The sequence below is a fragment of the Streptomyces sp. NPDC025784 genome (assembly GCF_055558435.1).
Map to the genome: position 1 here is coordinate 1 of NZ_JBVHMN010000005.1, position 16,157 is coordinate 16,157.

Below are 16,157 nucleotides of genomic sequence, written 5' to 3' on the forward strand. Positions count from 1 at the left end.
GGGGCCCTGTCTTCATGCGTCGACCGCCAGAAGATCACCCCGGCGAGAAACCTGTTCGACTTGCACGTTCCGTGATCGGTTGAGACACGGCTTCTGACACCAACAAGCGCGAACCGCGCCGGGTCGCGCCGTACCTCGATGAACCCCCGCTCAGGGATCACCGGCCGTCGAGCGGCGCCGCCAACACCCCGCGATTTGACTGTGACTTCGACGATCTCCGCCACGGACGATGACAGTCGGATCGCGCTGCCGCCGACCGGGGCGTGCAGTGAGGCACACGCACGCACAATCGCTGCATGACCGCCGTCGTGGCTGACTTTCGTCGGCTCAGGCGCAAACGATCCCCGAGAGGCGGAGCCGTCCTCGCAGCCGGAGGGCGCCCGGCGCCATGCCTGCGTCGGTGTTCGCGCAGGAGGGTCAGCTCGACTGCCGAATGCACCGCACCCGGCGCACGGAGCACCGCATCGGTCAGCTCGAACAGCTCATCGCCGCCTCTGGGCAGGCACGCGTACGACTTGCCCCGGAAGCGTGAGGCTTTCGCGAACGCTTCCTCCGCGGCTGCATCAGGCAGCGGACTCACCTTCACGCCCTTCGTCTTGGTCACGTGCGCCTCGGTCGGAGCACATGATCAGAAGGGGGCCGCTTCAGCGTCTGGTGGATGCCCAGCTGAGCCACCGAGTTCGAAGCGCATTTCTGAGCCGGTCCAACCAATGCCGACCTGCCGGTAGCGTGATCGGCATGACATCTGAGGGCGAGGAGACATTCGGCGAAGCGCTGGACGGCGGCATGGTGAACGCGGGCGCGGTCTTCCGTCGCGGTTCCCTGGTGGAACGCCCGGCGCCGCCTACTGCGCGCGCCCTTCACGCCCACCTCCGCGCGCTCAAAGAGCACGGCTTCGACGCGGCTCCCACCCCGGTCGAGCTCACCCAGGACGGCCGCGAGCAGCTGACCTACATCCCCGGCGATGTTGCCCTGCCACCGTTTCCCCGCTGGGTGATGACGGAGACCGCTCTGCGTTCGGTGGGAAGCCTGCTACGGCGCCTGCACGACGTCAGCGTGACCATCTCTGTGGACACCCTCGCCGCGTGGCCCCAGGCTCTGGCCGACCCGGAGGGAGGAACGATGCTGTGCCACAACGACGTGTGCCCGGAGAATGTCGTCTTCCACGACGGTCGTGCCACGGCCCTGATCGATTTCGACCTGGCGGCGCCCGGGCGGCCACTGTGGGATGTCGCCATGACCGCCCGCTACTGGGTCCCCATGCTCGATCCCGAATCTGCGGCAGCCCTTCACCCGGCCGGGCTGGATGTCCCGAGGCGACTGCGGCTCCTCGCCGACAGCTACGGCCTCTCGCCGCAGCAGCGCGCTGAACTGCCCCGAGTCATTGAACAGGCCACCGCGTCCTGCCGGGCCTTCGTCGCCGACCGCGTGGCCGACGGTGACCCCGTCTACACACAGGTGCTGTCCGAGCGCGGTGGTTGGCAACGGTGGGATCGCGTTCAGGAGTGGTTGGTGGCCCACCGCGAGGTGTTCATGGCCACCCTGATGGACTGACCGGCCCGAGGTTGACGAACAAGATCTCAAGCTGTTCGCAGTCATCATCACGTGTTGGTCAGCGGGTGCGCCTGGCGGTACTTGCCGCCCGCGCTGCACCGCCCCTGCACCTGCGCCGGGCGGCGCGACCATCGGCGACGATGCCGACCCGTGCCCGCCTTTGGCGGCTCGTCAGGTCTCTCCGCCCTGACCGATAGGCTTGGGCGGCTGCGGTCCCCCCATCGCCACCCGAGATCATGTGGTCAGTGACAGCCTGCGGCGATCGAGACGTCTCACGGCATGAGCATGAGGGTGAAACACAGGTGCTGATAGCGGGCCGATACCGGCTGCACAATCCCATCGGACGCGGCGCGATGGGAGAGGTCTGGCGAGGCTTCGACGAGATTCTCGACAGACCAGTAGCCGTCAAACTCCTGCTCCCCCAGGACACGGACCCGACGGCCGCCTCACGTTTCCGCCTGGAGGCACAGACCGCAGGGAGCCTCAACCACCCCCATGTGGTGGGCGTGTTCGACTTCGGCCAGCACGAAGACCGTCTCTTCCTGGTGATGGAGCTGGTTGAGGGTGACAGCCTCGCCCGTCACCTCACCACCACCGGCCCGCTTCCCGCCGGGCAGGTGGCGCAGATCGCCGCTCAGGCCGCCGCCGGGCTCGCCGCCGCCCACCAACAAGGCATCGTGCACCGCGACATCAAACCCGCCAACCTCCTTCTGGACTCCGACGGCACGCTCAAGATCGGTGATTTCGGCATCGCCCGCTTCGTCGACGATCCGGCCGCAGCCCTCACCACGACGGGACAGATCGTCGGCACGAGCCTCTACCTCGCCCCCGAGCGTGCCCTCGGCCGGCCCGCCGAACCCGCCTGCGACGTGTACGCCCTCGGCTGCGTGATCTATCAACTCCTCACCGGCCAACCGCCGTTCCAGGCCGACACCGCCCTCGCGATCCTCCACCAGCACCTGGACACCGCCCCCGTGCCGCCCCGGCAGCGGGGCGCGGACATCCCGGCCGCGTTCGAGAACTACCTCCTGGCCCTCCTCGCCAAGCAGCCGAATGACCGGCCCGACACACAACAGGTCGCCGACTGGTTCGCCTCCGGCGCGTGGCAGGGCCGGCCCGAGCCGATGCCTGCCCCTGCGACGGGGCCCGCATCCGCGCCGTCACCAGGACACGACGCCCCCTCCACGCGGCAGCCGTACACCACTGAGGCCGGCCCCGCGACCACCTACGCCTTGCCCTCCTCCGCCGGGCACACGCGTCGGTCGCGGGCGCCGCGGCGCCGGGGCGGGCCGACTGTCCGCACCCTCGTGGCGCACCGGCCGAGGGTCGCGGGCGTGGCCGCCGCGGCGGTGACCTTCCTGGCCGCCATGCTCGCCGGGGTGCTGTGGTTCTCCCCGGGCAGCAGTTCGGCGGAGACCCCGCACACCCCAACGCCCGGCACCACCGGCCCCACGACGGCTCAGGAGCCGACCAGCTCCCCGTCCGACACGAACGACCCTTCATCCACCGCATCGCTGCCGGCGAGCACCGCAGACCGTCCGGAGCGGGGACCCGAGCAAGAGCAGCGGGGGAACAAGCAAGGGAAGCACAAGGAAGGCGAGGACGACTGAGCGAGCCAGATCGGGGCTCGTAGCGTTGACCGACTCCCGTAGGTGACTCTGGATCACCTCCGCCGTACGGCGGAGGACGGCTGACGGTGGTGTGGGATCCGCACCGGTGGCTAGAGCCGAGGCAGTTTCGCGGGCTGTACGAGTCCGGCGCGATGAGCCCGCGGGAAGATCGCCAGGTGACTGGGCTGAACCTCGCACGGTCTCGAAGTACCTGTCAGGTCAGGTTCCGGTCGCGCCGACGAGGCGGCCGTGAGCGGCCGGCCTCGGGCGCAGCTGGTGGAGAGATCACGCAATTGTTCGATGTGATGCTGCGGGCCGACACCCGTCGCCATGGCCCCCGCCCATGCCGTCACCCATAGCCATGACCCCCGCCCAGTCGGCCTTCCGGGTCTTGCCTCTTCGACGTTATGTGTATAACTTCCCGGCAGGAGCAGTATGCGAAACGCCCTGATCACACAGAGGAGGTTCCTGATGAGCGCATGCCAGGGGAGCCACCACCTGTGGATCTTCGGCGACCACTCCTTCCGCAGCGACTTCTACGGCTGACGAGTTGATCCACGTCGAAGGCACACGTGTGCCTTCGACTCCGGGACCACGGCACCTGACGTGCCATGGACGTCACTCTTCAACCGAAGGAACTCGTCATGCCTGAGCTTTCCCCTGCCCGCTGCCCGATCCCGCACGACGGCGTCCGGTGGGCCGCCCGCCACATGCCGATGCTGGCGGCCACCATGGAGACCCACGCCGCGGCATTCGCCGGCCGCCGCATCGGCATCTGCCTGCACATCGAACCAAAGACAGCGGTTCTCGTCGGCTACCTCGCCCAGGCAGGCGCCGAGATCACCCTCACCGGCTCCCCGGGCACCACCCAGGAAGACACGGCGGACGCGCTGCGCGACTACGGCATCGAGGTCGTCGGCCACCGCACCGACGACCTCGATCAGCACCGCGAGAACATCGCACAGGTCCTCGACGCGCGGCCCGATCTCATCCTCGACAACGGTGCCGACCTGATCGAGGGCGTCCTCGCCCGCGGCGGCCTGTCCGGGCTCGTGGGCGCCACGGAGGAGACCACCACCGGTGGCCTGCGCATTCGCTCCTGGGAGAGGCAGCCGGACTTTCCGGTGATCGTCATCAACGACAGCCGCCTCAAGCTCTTGGTCGAGAACGAGTTCGGCGTCGGCCAGAGCGTTGTCCAGGGCTTCATGAACGCCACCAACCTCATGATCCCCGGTGTCCACGCCACCGTCGTCGGCTACGGCCCCTGCGGACGCGGCGTCGCAGACACCCTGGCTCGACTCGGCGCCCGTGTGGCGGTTGCCGACACCGACCCCTACCGCGCCCTGGAGGCCGTGATGGCCGGCCACCAGGTCGGCGACCTCATCGACCTCCTCCCCCGCACCCAGCTCCTCTTCCTGGCCACCGGCCACCCGAGCGTCATCGGCGCCGCAGAGCTCGGCGCCCTGCGTGACGGCTCGGTCATCGCCGGCGTCGGACACATGCCCTGGGAACTGGACGCGGGTGTGCTCGCCGAGCACACGGCCGGCGTGCACCGCTCCGGCCCCAGCGGACAGGAACGCGCCGTGCACCGGCTGCACGACGGACGCGAGATCGTGATCCTCGCGGACACGAAGATGATCAACCTGACGGCGGCCAAGGGCAATCCGATCCAGGCCATGGATCTCGGTCTCACCCTGCAGGCACGCAGCCTCGCCGCCATCGCCACCGGCCACGACCAACCGCTCGCGACCGGAGCGCAGGCCGTGCCCACATCCATCGACCGTCAAATCGCCGCCGACCTGGTCCACACACTGAGCCGCATCTGAGCGCGGAACCCTACTGATGGGGCTCGTGTGCCCGGTCGTCCCGGACGCATGAGCCCCGCCAGACGAACTCGGACGCCAACGCTCACCCTGACCTTCCCGAACACCCGTCCGGTCAGTATCCGTTGCCCGGTCGTCCGATCTTCGGGCCGCGCCTTTCAGGCCCTCTTGGACAGCGTCACCGCGCTGGAGGCGGGCGCCGACGTGTTCGGTTCCACCTTGGCCTCAGTTTCGGACAGCCACCGGGACCGTGCCATGGAGCGCTCCGGGTGCATGACCTGGCCTTCAGCTGCCGCTCAAAGGAGACTCCCACGTGGGATCGTGCCAGGATCTACGCGTGAGGTGGGCAAGCAGGTGCTCCGCCGTGGTGGAGGCAGTGTGCTGTGGCGCGCCGACCGCGGTCAGGGCGGCCGTGAGCCTTGCCGGCGCCGCCTCGGTCAGGTCCAGGTCGGTGAGAAGGGGAAGGACCAGCAGGAGGCGGGCGGCTGTGTCCTGGACGCCTTCGGCCATGAGGGACGGGTGGTCGGCGATGCGGACCAGTTCGTGCCACGTCAGCCCTATCCCCGAGAAGTCTCCTTCCCAGCTGGCGATCTGCTGGGCGGCCCTGTCTGGATCGGTGAGGAGGTAGTCGGTGCCGTAGTCACCGACCATGTTCCGGTAGATCACCACGGCTCCGGGACCCTCTTCGGCCGGCACCCGGAAGACCGGCCAGTGTTCGGGATCGAAGAGGACCTCGGACAAGGCGTCGGCATCGGCGCCGTCATTTCCGAACCACTCCGGAACCGGGCGCTCGGCACACGCCCCGTCACTGCACAGCGCCAGTAGGTAGTTCGACCAGAAGCCCGGACGGAGCATCAGCGATTCGCCCGCTACCAGCGGGCCTTCGTCGTATCCCTTGATGAGCACCCCCGGATCCTGTCACCAGCCACTGACATGGTCCGATGGGGGATCGGTGTGGGCGCCGCCCAGTTATGGGGCAGGTCAGCACCCCCAGTCGTCAGCAACCTGGCTGCCGCGGACCTCGGCGAGATCGCCAGGGCCGTGAAACACCGGCTCAAGAAGATCCAGTACCGTCCGGACTTGATTGACGGCTCCCTCACCGGCACAGGCCTGTCCCCGCGCAGCGGCCAGCCGACGACCAACCAGTCTGACCACGGCAATGGCACCGCTGCATCTCCAATCGAACAGGCCCGGTATCGTCGCGCCGCCGGCTGTCCAGGCTGGGGCGCTTTACTGACCGGAGGTTGATCGTGGTGACGGACGTCTGGGGCGTGCTGGAGGAGGAGCGGCGTCTCCTGTGGGCGTTCACGCCATTCGAATGTGTCGGGCCTCTGGAGTTCGGCATGACGCACGAGCAGGCAGAGGCGGCACTCGACGGCGTCCTTGAGACCGGAACTGCAACTTGGGAGAGTTCTTCCGGGAACAAGCACGGATGTGCCGAGTTTTGGTCGGTGCACCTCCTTGATGCACCGTTCTTCGGGCCAGCGGTAACCGTGTACTACGACCGATCGATCGGCTTGGCAGGCGTTGCGGTCAACGCACTGCGCGGCCCGCAGGTGACCCTGGACGGGATGGCACTCGTCGGGCAGGTGCCATCACGTCTGGAGAATCACTTCGTCGACTACCTCGAGACGCACGAGATGGAGCTACGGGGCTCGCAGAACGAGAATCCGTACTCGGAGCAGCTTGGTCTGGTGCTTCGGGCTCAGCGGGCTGGCGACCTCGTGCTGAGCCGCCCGGTGATGGTGGCCGAAGCATGGGCCGAGCGTTGCGGGGACACCACGGAGGGCTGCATCCCCCAAGAGGAGTGGAAGACCTTCGAGTGGTGAGCGCCGGCAGGCCCTTCCGAAGCAACTGCCGAGCGGATGCCTTCCTCCCCACCTCTTCCTCCGACATCACGCTTTCAAGGTCAGTAGTGTGATCACGGCGTCGCGGCGGTCCTGGATAGAGCCCTTCACCAGGTTGAGCCCTCTCTGTTTCGCACGTTGGTCACACAGCTGCGGCGTGAAGGAGCGGGCACGGTAAAGCGGAGGTCGGCCGTGGTTCCTCCCGCTGCAGGACTGGGTCCTGCTCGTCACGGCGTACTGGCGCACCAACTTGACGCTGCGCCAGCCGACAGCTCTGTTCGACGTCTCGAAGTCCGTGGCTGATCGCATCATCAGCCACCTCGGTCCCCTGCTCGGGCCTGAAGCCCCGCAGACGGTTCCGCAAGGACGCTGTGCTCATCGGACGATTCGATTCCCTCGGAAGACCGCACGAAGGCGCCGGCCCTGGCAGACTGTGCGCCACCTGGGGGGAGACAGTCGTGCCGGATGAGCTGACCGTCCGCCGAATACTTGGGGACCAGCCGTTCGCCGAGATCGGCCGGCCCGTGTGGGCGATGACCGACGCGCGTCACGGCTGCGTCATCGCGGCCGGTGACCTCGGGCACGTCATGTGGCGCGGTACGGGCCACTGGCTCGCCCACCGGATCGGCGTGTACGAGGCCGGCACCCTCCGTCCGCGCCACGTCGTCGCCTCCCGCCACTCCGTATGCGCCATCGAGCCCCATCCCGAGCTGCCGATCGTCGCCGTCGGCACCGGCCGCTACGACGGCTCGTGGGACTTCCAGGGACAGCTGCTCCTGCTGCACCTGGAGACCGGGCGCGTGACGAACCTGCTGAGCAAGAGCCGCCAAGTGCGCCACCTGCGCTGGCTGGAGGACGGCAGGCTCGCGATGTTGCTCTCCCCCGAGGACAAGGACGGGGGCTTCCGCAAGGGCTTCGAGCTGGCCGTCGCGGTGGACGACTGGCTGTCGGCTCCGGCCGGTCTGGTCGACCCCGACGACTCACGCCACCCGATGGTCGAGAGCGGGCTCCTTTACGACCCGCGTGTGGAGGACACCCTCGCACGGCTGACGGAGGGCCAGTGGCGACGGCGGGCGGAGGTGCGGGATCTCGCGGTGCTGAACGACGGCCGGGTGCTCGCCACAGGGCGACACACGGACCTCGAATGCTGGGATCAGTCCGGCGCGCTGAGGTGGGCTCTTCCCCCGGACGGGGAGGGGAGCGTCCGGGTCGAGGCGGCCCCGGACGACGAGTCGGCGTGGGTGACGTACCAGGGCTACCGGCGCGACGAGGCCTCGGGCCGGCTGGTCGACCGCGCGACCACTGTTCGGCGGATATCGACGGCGGACGGCGGTGCGGTGGACCGCGTGAACGTGCCGTCGGTCTCCGCACTGTGCGCCGCGGACGAAGGCTGGCTCGCCCTGCGCCCGCGAGGGCGCGACGCAGACGCGGCGCTGCTGCTCGCCCCCACGCACCAGGAGGCGGCACGCCTGGGCCTCGCCCCCAACCGCTCCAACTCCCCGGCGCTGCACGTCAGGCACAGCGCCCGCCTGCTGTATGTGGACGGCCCCGGGCCGGACGACGACGCGCCGTGGATCCACGCGATCGATCCTCCGGGCGCCCACGGCCCCGCCACCTTGCGCGCCCTCTTCCCCTTGAGCTGGGACCCGGCGTCCGCACTACGGCCCTGGTACGGCCCCGCCGTCGAGCTGACACACACCCTCGTCCACGCGGGCCGGTCCTACGAACAGGGCGCCACCTGCACGGACGCCCGTGAGGGCACGTACGTCGTGAGCCGACGGCTGCCGGACGGAGACGCACGCTGGGTGTACGGCACCGACAAGCCGCTCGCCGATCTCGACGGCGACGAGCGGAGGATGTACGTCGTGTATCTCACCGGTGAGGTGGAGACCCTCGACACGGCGACGGGCGAGGTGCGAGCAAGGCACACCCTGCGCGCGCACGGCCACCCGGTCACGCCGGTGTCCGCCGCGTACCGGGCGGAGCAACAGCGGCTGGTCGTGGGGACGGTGGACGGGCGGATCCTGGACTGCTCGGTCGCGGATTGACCGGGGCCCGGTCCAACCGCAACGGTCCGGATCTTGTCCTCGGCGAGACGGGCCTGGTCCTGTGTTGCCGCTGCACCCCTCGGCGTGGACAGTTCTGAGCGGATGTGTTGGCTCGTCCCGTGCTACGGCGAGGTGGGCAGGTGCGGGGAGCGGAGCACGAGCAGGGTGATCTCGCTGGGGGCGAAGACGCGGAACGGCGGACCCCAGAAGCCGGTGCCACGGCTGGTGTAGAGGAGGGTGCGGTCGCCGTGCCGGCTGAGTCCGGCCACGGCGGGCTGGTCGATGCGGACCATGTGGTGGAAGGGCCAGATCTGGCCGCCGTGGGTGTGGCCGGAGAGCTGGAGATCGATGCCGGCGGCTGCCGCCCGGTCGACGAACTTGGGCTGGTGCGCCAGGAGCAGGACGGGCAGGTCGGGGTCGGCTCCGTCCAGGGCTCCGGCGAGGTGGGCGCGATGGCCTGCCAGGCCGGAGGACTCGGCGGTGACGTCGTCGACGCCGGCGACCACGAGGGTGTCGCCTCCGCGTTCGAGCAGCAGATGGCGGTTGCGCAGCGGCTCCCAGCCCAGCTCGTCCATCAGGTCGACCCAGCCCTGGGCCTCGCTGTAGTACTCGTGGTTGCCGGTGACATACACCCGGGCGCGGGTGGCCCGGACGGAACCGAGTGGGACGGCCTGCGCACGGCGGCGTTCGGCCGTGCCGTCCGCGATGTCGCCGGTGTGGCAGACCAGGTCGGCTTCCAGAGTGTTCACCGTCTCGCACACCCGTGCCGACCAGCGAGCGCGATCGAGTGGGCCGTAGTGGGTGTCGGTGATGAGGACGACGCGGACGCCGTCCAACCCGGCACCCAGCCGCGGGAGTTGCACGTCGAGTCGGCGCACGCGCGGCACACGTCGGGCCTCGGCGTACCCCCAGCCGAGCAGTACGGCGGTTACGCCGAGGACGGCCCACGTGACGACGCGGGCCCGGTCCTGGGCCTCGCCGACGCCGGTCACAGTCAGGGCGAGCCGCAGCAGGACGCCGAGCAGAACGGACCAGGTGAACAGAATCCAGCTGGTGCCCAGCAGGGTGTCACCGACGATCGCCGCCCGGTCCTGCTGACGCCGGCCGTGGCCGCGCACCATCGCGAGCGGCATGCACACGAGGCCGAGGGCGAACAGGGCGGTGCCGACGAGCATGACGGGCAGCGGCCAGTGCTGTCCGCCGTACAGGAGCGCCCAGCAGGGCACGGCCCACAGCAGGACGGGGGCGATCAGGGGGATGTAGCGCATCAGGCGGAGCAGTCGGCTCTGCCGCGGCGCTGGCGCTTCACCGTCGGCGGGTTGGATGTTGCTGGTGGCGGTCACGCTTGCCCTCCCTGACCAGGCTGCCGTCTCACGCACTGTATCCGGTCGCCCTCGGGCCGGCCGGACCGGCGTTCATGGGCCCGGCCCCTTCGGGTTCGCCCGGGATGGCAAGAGTCCGCCGCAGACACCTCCCTCGGCATGAGCCGCGACAGCGATGCGGCCGCATCGGGCCGGCCTCCATCGGTCTGACCGCCGGCCCTGCGGCACGATCAGGACGCGGTCGGCCCCCAGTCCTCGGCAGTGGAAGGCCCGTTGCCATGCACTGGCGCGGCCCGCGCTACTCACCCTGCCAGTTCGGTCAGCCACGGATGCCAGGGGTGCACGGTCTCCAGCAATCCAGTGAGGACGTCCCGCCGCGCCCGGCCCAGCAGCGGCAGCACCGCGTCGAAGTCCGCTTGGTCCTTGGGCCGTTGCGCCCTTGCCTTGAACAACAACGCCAGCTCCGGCGCCAGGTAGGGGATGCCGTCCGCCGTTCGCTCGATGATCGTGTCGTACGGCAGCCTCAGACCTTCGTCCCGCCGGAAGATCCACGTGCCGCCCTCGTGGGGCTCGCGGAAGACGTCGAACAGGAACTGGCCGCTCGTCGGATCCCGCAGCCAGGTCTGGTGCGTGGCCGCCAGCGCCTCGGCTCCCGCCCCTGGCCAGACCCGCCCCGAACCCACCGCGTCGAACACGTACTCGGGGAAGCGGCCCCGAATCTCCGGGAACCCCGCCGCGGGCACCGCGATCTCCAGATCGCCGTGCGGCCGCGACTGTTCCCCGCGAAACAGATCCAGCGCCCACCCGGCCGCGATGCACCAGGTCACACCGACCCCATCCAACCGCTCCGCTACTTGTTCCGGACGCCAGGCGTCCGTCCAGCGGGCCTCGAGTTCGTCCACATCGAGCACGGCGCCGCCGGGCGGCAGGGATTCGGTCATCAGCACAACCTACTGACCCGAACCGACCCGGGTATGGCCCTTGGTGATGAGTTTTCGTGCCCGCACCCGTCACACCTAGGACGGGACACGACGACGCGGAAGGATGACGCGATGAGTGCGGACACGAGGCCGGAGGAGCTGGGCGTGTGCGGGCTGGGCGAGGTCGACGAGCCGGCGTTCTCGAGGCTGGCGGAGCGGCACCGGCGGGAGCTGCACGTGCACTGCTACCGGATGCTCGGGTCGTTCGAGGACGCCGAGGACACCGTGCAGGAGACGTTCCTCCGCGCCTGGAGGCGGCGGGAGACCTTCGAGGGGCGGTCGACGTTCCGGGCCTGGCTGTACCGGATCGCCACCAACGCCTGCCTGGACCTGCTCGCCAGGTGCCGCCCGGAGCCTGCGACCGGCGGCGAGGTGCTGTGGCTGCAGCCCTACCCGGACCGGCTGCTCGACGAGCTGCCCGCGAACGACGCGGACGAGCCGGAGACCGTCGCTTTCGCGCGGGAGACGATCGAGCTGGCGTACCTGGTCGCGGTCCAGCACCTCGCGCCGCGCCCGCGGGCCGTGCTGATCCTGCGGGACGTGCTCGGCCGGCCGGCGAAGGACGTCGCGGAGATCCTCGGGGACTCCGTCAACTCCGTGAACAGCGCGCTGCAGCGGGCCCGCGCCGGCATGCGGGAGCACCTGCCCGCCGAGCGGCAGGACTGGACCGGTGGCGAACAGGACGCTCGGACGCGCGAGTTGGTGCGCCGCTATACCGACGCCAGCGTGGCCACGGACGTTCCGGCGCTCGCCTCGATGCTGCGGGACGACGTGCGGTGCTCGATGCCGCCCACGCCGGGCCTGCACGTCGGCCGCGACACGGTGGTGAACGACTGGGTCGAGAGCGGCTTCGAGGGCATGAAGGGCCTGCGCGCCGTCCTCACCTGCGTGAACCGGCAGCCCGCCGTCGCCTTCTACCTCTGGCGGAAGCCGGAGGGCGCGTACCTGCCGCTCACGATCGACGTCCTGCGGGTCACCTGCGGGGCCATCACCGAGATCGTCACGTTCCACGACGACCGGTTCCCGCGACTCGGGCTGCCGGAGCGCCTGCCGCCGGACGGCACGGAGTAGGCCCAGCACAGACGCTCATGCTGCGCGGGCCTTGCCCGCTTTCGGGACAGGTCCGGGATCGCGTGTCGCGGTGATGGCGAGAAGCCCTCTCATTCATGAGGGGGAGGATTCACGTCTGTGAAGGATCCGAGTGTTGCCTGTCCGTGATTGACCTGAAGTCAGTCCCGGCTGGAAGCTGAGCCGCCCCTCGGCATCTTCCCGTTCCTTTCACGCAGAGTGGATTACTGCCTCATGCGAAACCTCACCCGCGTCGGCGCTCTGTCCGCCGTCGCCGCGGCCTCGGCCGCGGTGTTCTGTGTTCCGGCCACCGCCCACGCCACCCCTCCTGGTGACAACGGCACCGTCAAGATCCATGACGCCGGCACCGGCGAGGAACTGCGCAAGAACGAACCGCACGTGTGCGAGTTCTACTTGGACGCGTTCGGCTTCGACAACGGCCAGCAGGTCGACTGGCACATCGAGGCCTGGGCACCGACGGCCGCCGTCAAGGGCGAGACCGTGAAGTCCGGCGCGATCACGCTGGACGGCGAAGGTCACGGCCGTACGCAGGACATGACGCTGCCCGACGGGCACTACAAGCTGTTCTGGAACTTCGAGGGCGAGCACGGCTCGGCCAAGCACAAGGTGTTCTGGACGGACTGCGAGGACAAGGAGGAGGGCGGCGGCACCTCCGCCTCGCCGTCGGCGTCGGCCTCGCCGGGCGACTCCGCCACCGAGCCGACCGCGAGCCCGTCCACGTCCTCCGAGGCCGCCGCCTCGTCGTCACCGTCGGCGCAGGGCAGCGAGGGCGACCTCGCCGAGACCGGTAACGGCGCGCCGGTGGGCCTGCTGTCCGCGGCAGCGGCCGCGATGCTCGCAGCGGGTGGTTACCTGGTGCTGCGCCGCCGTAAGGCCTGAGGGGCACTGTCCCCCTCCGACGAACCGTGACCCCGCTGACCAGGACGCGGGCATCCTCGACGAACAGGGTTGGGACGCCCTGGACGAGGCTGCCCGCCCGCCGGGGAGGGGCACCGGTCGTGCACACTGAGGACGGCCCGGCCCGGAGTGTCGACGGCTGAAGTGACGCGCCCCTTCTACGCCTGCCAAGGGTCGGGACACGAGTCGGCCGACTGCGTCCTCGTCCATCCGTCCCCGAGCACATGGACGCTCGTGGAGGGGAGGGCGCCGTCCCGATGCGCGTTCGAGGGCAGCTTGGCGAACGATCCGCTCACCTGGGCCACCGTGCACGCCAGTTGCAGCACGGCGGAACGGCTGAGGGGAGCTGCATCGTCAGGGAGCTTGATGGTGACACCGTTGCCACTGTCGGCGGTCACCTCCGGTGTTTCCGCCAGGCGGGGAAGCTGTGTGGTGGCCGTCACGGACTCGCTTTTCGTCGGTCCGTCGAACAGCTGGCCCATCAGGGTCCCGACTTCCACGGGATCGACCATCTTGCGGGGATACGCCTTCAGAGCACCGTCGTGCAGGAAATAGAGGGAGACGACGATCGGCACCGAGGGTGGTGAATCGGGGAGGATGCCGCTCGCCGGTTCGCCGGCCTCGATGACGCCGGACGGAGGGACGCCGCACGCCGAGAGCGTGAGCGTGGCCGCGAGCCCGACCAGCAGCGCCGTCACGCGCGAACCCTTCACCAGGCACCCCCGGCGGAGTCGTCGACGGCTGGGATGTCACGGTGCAGGGGGAGTTCGATCGTGAACGCTGCTCCGCCCCCGGCGCGGTTGGCGGCGCTGATGCGTCCGCCGTGCAGGTGCACGTTCTCGGCCGTGATGGCCAGGCCCAGTCCGCTGCTCTCGCTTCTGGTCCGTGTGGTGCTCGCCTTGTAGAAGCGCTCGAAGATGTGCGGCATGGCTTCCTCGCCGATGCCGGGTCCGTTGTCGGTCACCTCGATGACGGCCCACGCCACACCCGGCCGCTCCGCTCTCACGTCCATGGCCAGCCGCACGGGCGGCGCCCCGTGCCGCAGCGCGTTGCCGACCAGGTTGGCGATCACCACGTCGACACGGCGCGGGTCCACGCGCGTGCGGAGGACGCCCGGTGGGGGCAGATGGCTCTCCACTCGGTCCTGCCACCCCCGAGCGGCGAGGGTGCGCTGTGCGCATTCGGCCAGGTCGATGTCGTCGAGGCTGAGTTCGGCCGCCCCCGCGTCGAAGCGGGAGATCTCCATCAGGTCGTCGACCAGGCCGCTCAGCCGATTGGTCCCCTCGCTGATGAGCCGCAGTGCCTCACCGGTGTCGCGGTTCAAGTGCGGCGCGTTCTCGTCCAGCACATCGGTGACCGCGGACATCGCCGCCAGTGGGGTCCGCAGTTCGTGGGAGACGTCCGAGACGAAGCGGCGGGCCTGGGCTTCCAGGCGGCGCAACTCCGCGACCGAGTCCTCCAGGGCTGTCGCCATGTGGTTGAAGGATTGCGAGAGGTCGGCCAGTTCGTCGGAGCCGTCGACGGCCAGTCGGACGTCGAGGTGCCCCTCGGTCATCCGACGTGTTGCGCGGCGCAACGCCCGTACGGGGCGCAGCACGCCTCGGGCGGCCAGCAGTGCCAGCACGACGGCGAGGCCGAGTGCCACCAGGGTGGCGTGCTCGATGGCGCTGACCATCGCTTCGACGTAGGCCTGTTCGGTGTTCTGTGGCACGACCAGGTACATCACGGTCCCTGAGAGCCGGGTCCGTGTGCCTTGGCCGTCGGTGTAGGTGATCGGCATTCCTACGACGAGGTAGGGGTGTCCGTCGGCGTTCACCCGCTGGAATACCGCGGCGCGTTTGGTGTCCACGGACCGGCGCAGTTCCGTGCTGATCCTGTCGAAGTCGGCGCTCGGCGCGGAGGCGCGGAGGCTGCCGTTCGTGGCCAGTACCTGTCTCCCTGGTGACTGGTTGGCGTGGAGGACCTGATTCACGGCTTTCTGCAGGCCCTTCTGGCTGGGTGTCGGGGGGACGCCGGCAGCCACGGCGTCGACGCTGGTCCGGAACTGCCGGATGACCGAGTCCTGACTCTGCTGCAGCACCCCCGTACGCGCCTCCCGGAAGGCGACGGCTCCAGTGCTCAGGGCACTGGCCGCGGCGACCAGGACGAAGGCCACCACCAGGCGGGAGCGCAGGCCGCGCAGAGGCAGCGGGACTTTCGCGAGGACTGCCTTGTGGATCCTCGTCAGCTTGGGGCGATCAGAGGCCGCGGCGGCTTTGCGCTCGCGTGCCCCTGCGGATTCCTGGCCGCTCACGAGGGGCCGAAGCGGTAACCGAAGCCGCGCACGGTCTGGATGTGTCGGGGACCTCCGGCCGGCTCGCCGAGCTTGCTTCGCAGTCGCTTCACGCAGGCGTCCACGAGTCGTATGTCTCCGTAGTAGCTGTGCTCCCAGACTGCTTCCAGCAGCTGCTGGCGACTGAACACCTGGCCGGGCGAGGCCGACAGGGTCAGCAGGAGTCGAAGCTCGGAGGGGGCGAGCGCGACGGGTTGGCCTCGGTGTGTCACCACGAGCCCGGCGCGGTCGATGGCCAGCTCACCGTGCGATTCCGTCCTGGGGCGGACGGCGTCGGACACCGAGGCGTCCTGTCGGCGCAGCACGGCCCGTATTCGCGCGTCGAGTACCCGGGCCCGCACAGGCTTGACCACGTAGTCGTCCGCTCCGGCCTCCAGCCCCACGACGACATCGATGTCGTCGCCCTTGGCGGTCACCATGATGATCGGGACCTGGTCGCGCTGCCTGATCCGCCGGCATACGTCGAGCCCGGACATGCCGGGCAGCATGAGGTCGAGTACGACCACGTCCGGGTGGGAGGGGTGAAGCTGCTCCAACGCCTCTTCACCCGTCTCTGCGGCGAACACTTCATGCCCCTGGTGTCGCAGCCCGAGCTGGACGGCCGTACGGACATCAGGGTCGTCTTCGACAATAAGGACTCGCGGCACTTCGACAG

13 protein-coding genes and 3 pseudogenes are annotated in these 16,157 nt (G+C 69.5%); 9 read left to right on the forward strand and 7 right to left on the reverse strand.

Features of this window, described 5'->3' with window-relative positions; translation table 11 throughout:
* Positions 1–224 (reverse strand): annotated as a pseudogene (locus ACZ4IF_RS13535) (hypothetical protein); the annotation flags it as partial.
* A 514-nt stretch (positions 225–738) separates the two neighbouring features.
* Between ACZ4IF_RS13535 and ACZ4IF_RS13540 the strand changes: the two are divergent.
* The 3 genes from ACZ4IF_RS13540 to ACZ4IF_RS13550 all read left to right on the forward strand — a co-directional run bounded on the left by ACZ4IF_RS13540 (position 739) and on the right by ACZ4IF_RS13550 (position 4,990).
* Complete coding sequence (locus ACZ4IF_RS13540) at positions 739–1,554, forward strand: aminoglycoside phosphotransferase family protein (RefSeq protein ID WP_467562361.1); 816 nt, start codon at positions 739–741, stop codon at positions 1,552–1,554.
* Between the two features lie 302 nt (positions 1,555–1,856).
* Positions 1,857–3,164, forward strand: a complete 1,308-nt coding sequence (locus tag ACZ4IF_RS13545) for a serine/threonine-protein kinase (RefSeq protein WP_467562363.1) — start codon at positions 1,857–1,859, stop codon at positions 3,162–3,164.
* A gap of 644 nt (positions 3,165–3,808) precedes the next feature.
* The gene (locus tag ACZ4IF_RS13550) at positions 3,809–4,990 is read left to right on the forward strand and encodes an adenosylhomocysteinase (protein WP_467562365.1); all 1,182 of its coding nucleotides are present in this window, start codon (positions 3,809–3,811) and stop codon (positions 4,988–4,990) included.
* A 282-nt stretch (positions 4,991–5,272) separates the two neighbouring features.
* Here the strand turns inward: ACZ4IF_RS13550 and ACZ4IF_RS13555 are convergent, their stop codons facing one another.
* Positions 5,273–5,893 carry a hypothetical protein gene (locus ACZ4IF_RS13555; protein WP_467562367.1) on the reverse strand — a complete coding sequence of 207 codons (621 nt, stop codon included), beginning with the start codon at positions 5,891–5,893 and terminating at the stop codon, positions 5,273–5,275.
* A 90-nt stretch (positions 5,894–5,983) separates the two neighbouring features.
* On the opposite strand from ACZ4IF_RS13555, the pseudogene ACZ4IF_RS13560 reads away from it, so the two are divergent.
* The 4 genes and pseudogenes from ACZ4IF_RS13560 to ACZ4IF_RS13575 form a co-directional block, all read left to right on the forward strand.
* Positions 5,984–6,103, forward strand: a pseudogene (locus ACZ4IF_RS13560) (IS630 family transposase); the annotation flags it as partial.
* A gap of 134 nt (positions 6,104–6,237) precedes the next feature.
* On the forward strand, positions 6,238–6,816 hold the full coding sequence (locus ACZ4IF_RS13565) for a hypothetical protein (protein ID WP_467562369.1): 579 nt from the start codon (positions 6,238–6,240) through the stop codon (positions 6,814–6,816).
* A gap of 88 nt (positions 6,817–6,904) precedes the next feature.
* Positions 6,905–7,214 (forward strand): annotated as a pseudogene (locus ACZ4IF_RS13570) (transposase family protein); the annotation flags it as partial.
* 78 nt (positions 7,215–7,292) lie between these two features.
* The gene (locus ACZ4IF_RS13575) at positions 7,293–8,882 is read left to right on the forward strand and encodes a hypothetical protein (protein ID WP_467563046.1); all 1,590 of its coding nucleotides are present in this window, start codon (positions 7,293–7,295) and stop codon (positions 8,880–8,882) included.
* Between the two features lie 122 nt (positions 8,883–9,004).
* Here the strand turns inward: ACZ4IF_RS13575 and ACZ4IF_RS13580 are convergent, their stop codons facing one another.
* Together ACZ4IF_RS13580 and ACZ4IF_RS13585 are read right to left on the reverse strand one after the other, a co-directional pair.
* Positions 9,005–10,225, reverse strand: a complete 1,221-nt coding sequence (locus ACZ4IF_RS13580; RefSeq protein ID WP_467562371.1) for a metallophosphoesterase — start codon at positions 10,223–10,225, stop codon at positions 9,005–9,007.
* A gap of 281 nt (positions 10,226–10,506) precedes the next feature.
* On the reverse strand, positions 10,507–11,145 hold the full coding sequence (locus tag ACZ4IF_RS13585; RefSeq protein WP_467562373.1) for a nucleotidyltransferase domain-containing protein: 639 nt from the start codon (positions 11,143–11,145) through the stop codon (positions 10,507–10,509).
* Positions 11,146–11,256: 111 nt separating this feature from the next.
* Between ACZ4IF_RS13585 and ACZ4IF_RS13590 the strand changes: the two genes are divergently transcribed.
* Together ACZ4IF_RS13590 and ACZ4IF_RS13595 are read left to right on the forward strand one after the other, a co-directional pair.
* Positions 11,257–12,255 (forward strand): RNA polymerase subunit sigma-70, encoded by a 999-nt coding sequence (locus tag ACZ4IF_RS13590; RefSeq protein WP_467562375.1) that lies wholly within the window; start codon positions 11,257–11,259, stop codon positions 12,253–12,255.
* A 231-nt stretch (positions 12,256–12,486) separates the two neighbouring features.
* Positions 12,487–13,152 (forward strand): LPXTG cell wall anchor domain-containing protein, encoded by a 666-nt coding sequence (locus tag ACZ4IF_RS13595; RefSeq protein WP_467562377.1) that lies wholly within the window; start codon positions 12,487–12,489, stop codon positions 13,150–13,152.
* 176 nt (positions 13,153–13,328) lie between these two features.
* On the opposite strand, the gene ACZ4IF_RS13600 is transcribed toward ACZ4IF_RS13595, so the two are convergent.
* Genes ACZ4IF_RS13600 through ACZ4IF_RS13610 form a run of 3 tightly spaced genes read right to left on the reverse strand, consistent with a single transcriptional unit; the run spans position 13,329 to position 16,149 of the window.
* The gene (locus tag ACZ4IF_RS13600; RefSeq protein WP_467562378.1) at positions 13,329–13,868 is read right to left on the reverse strand and encodes a hypothetical protein; all 540 of its coding nucleotides are present in this window, start codon (positions 13,866–13,868) and stop codon (positions 13,329–13,331) included.
* A gap of 11 nt (positions 13,869–13,879) precedes the next feature.
* The gene (locus ACZ4IF_RS13605; RefSeq protein WP_467562380.1) at positions 13,880–15,463 is read right to left on the reverse strand and encodes an ATP-binding protein; all 1,584 of its coding nucleotides are present in this window, start codon (positions 15,461–15,463) and stop codon (positions 13,880–13,882) included.
* Positions 15,460–16,149 (reverse strand): response regulator, encoded by a 690-nt coding sequence (locus ACZ4IF_RS13610; RefSeq protein WP_467562382.1) that lies wholly within the window; start codon positions 16,147–16,149, stop codon positions 15,460–15,462. The genes ACZ4IF_RS13605 and ACZ4IF_RS13610 overlap by 4 nt, the downstream gene beginning before the upstream one ends.
* Positions 16,150–16,157 lie beyond the last annotated feature (8 nt).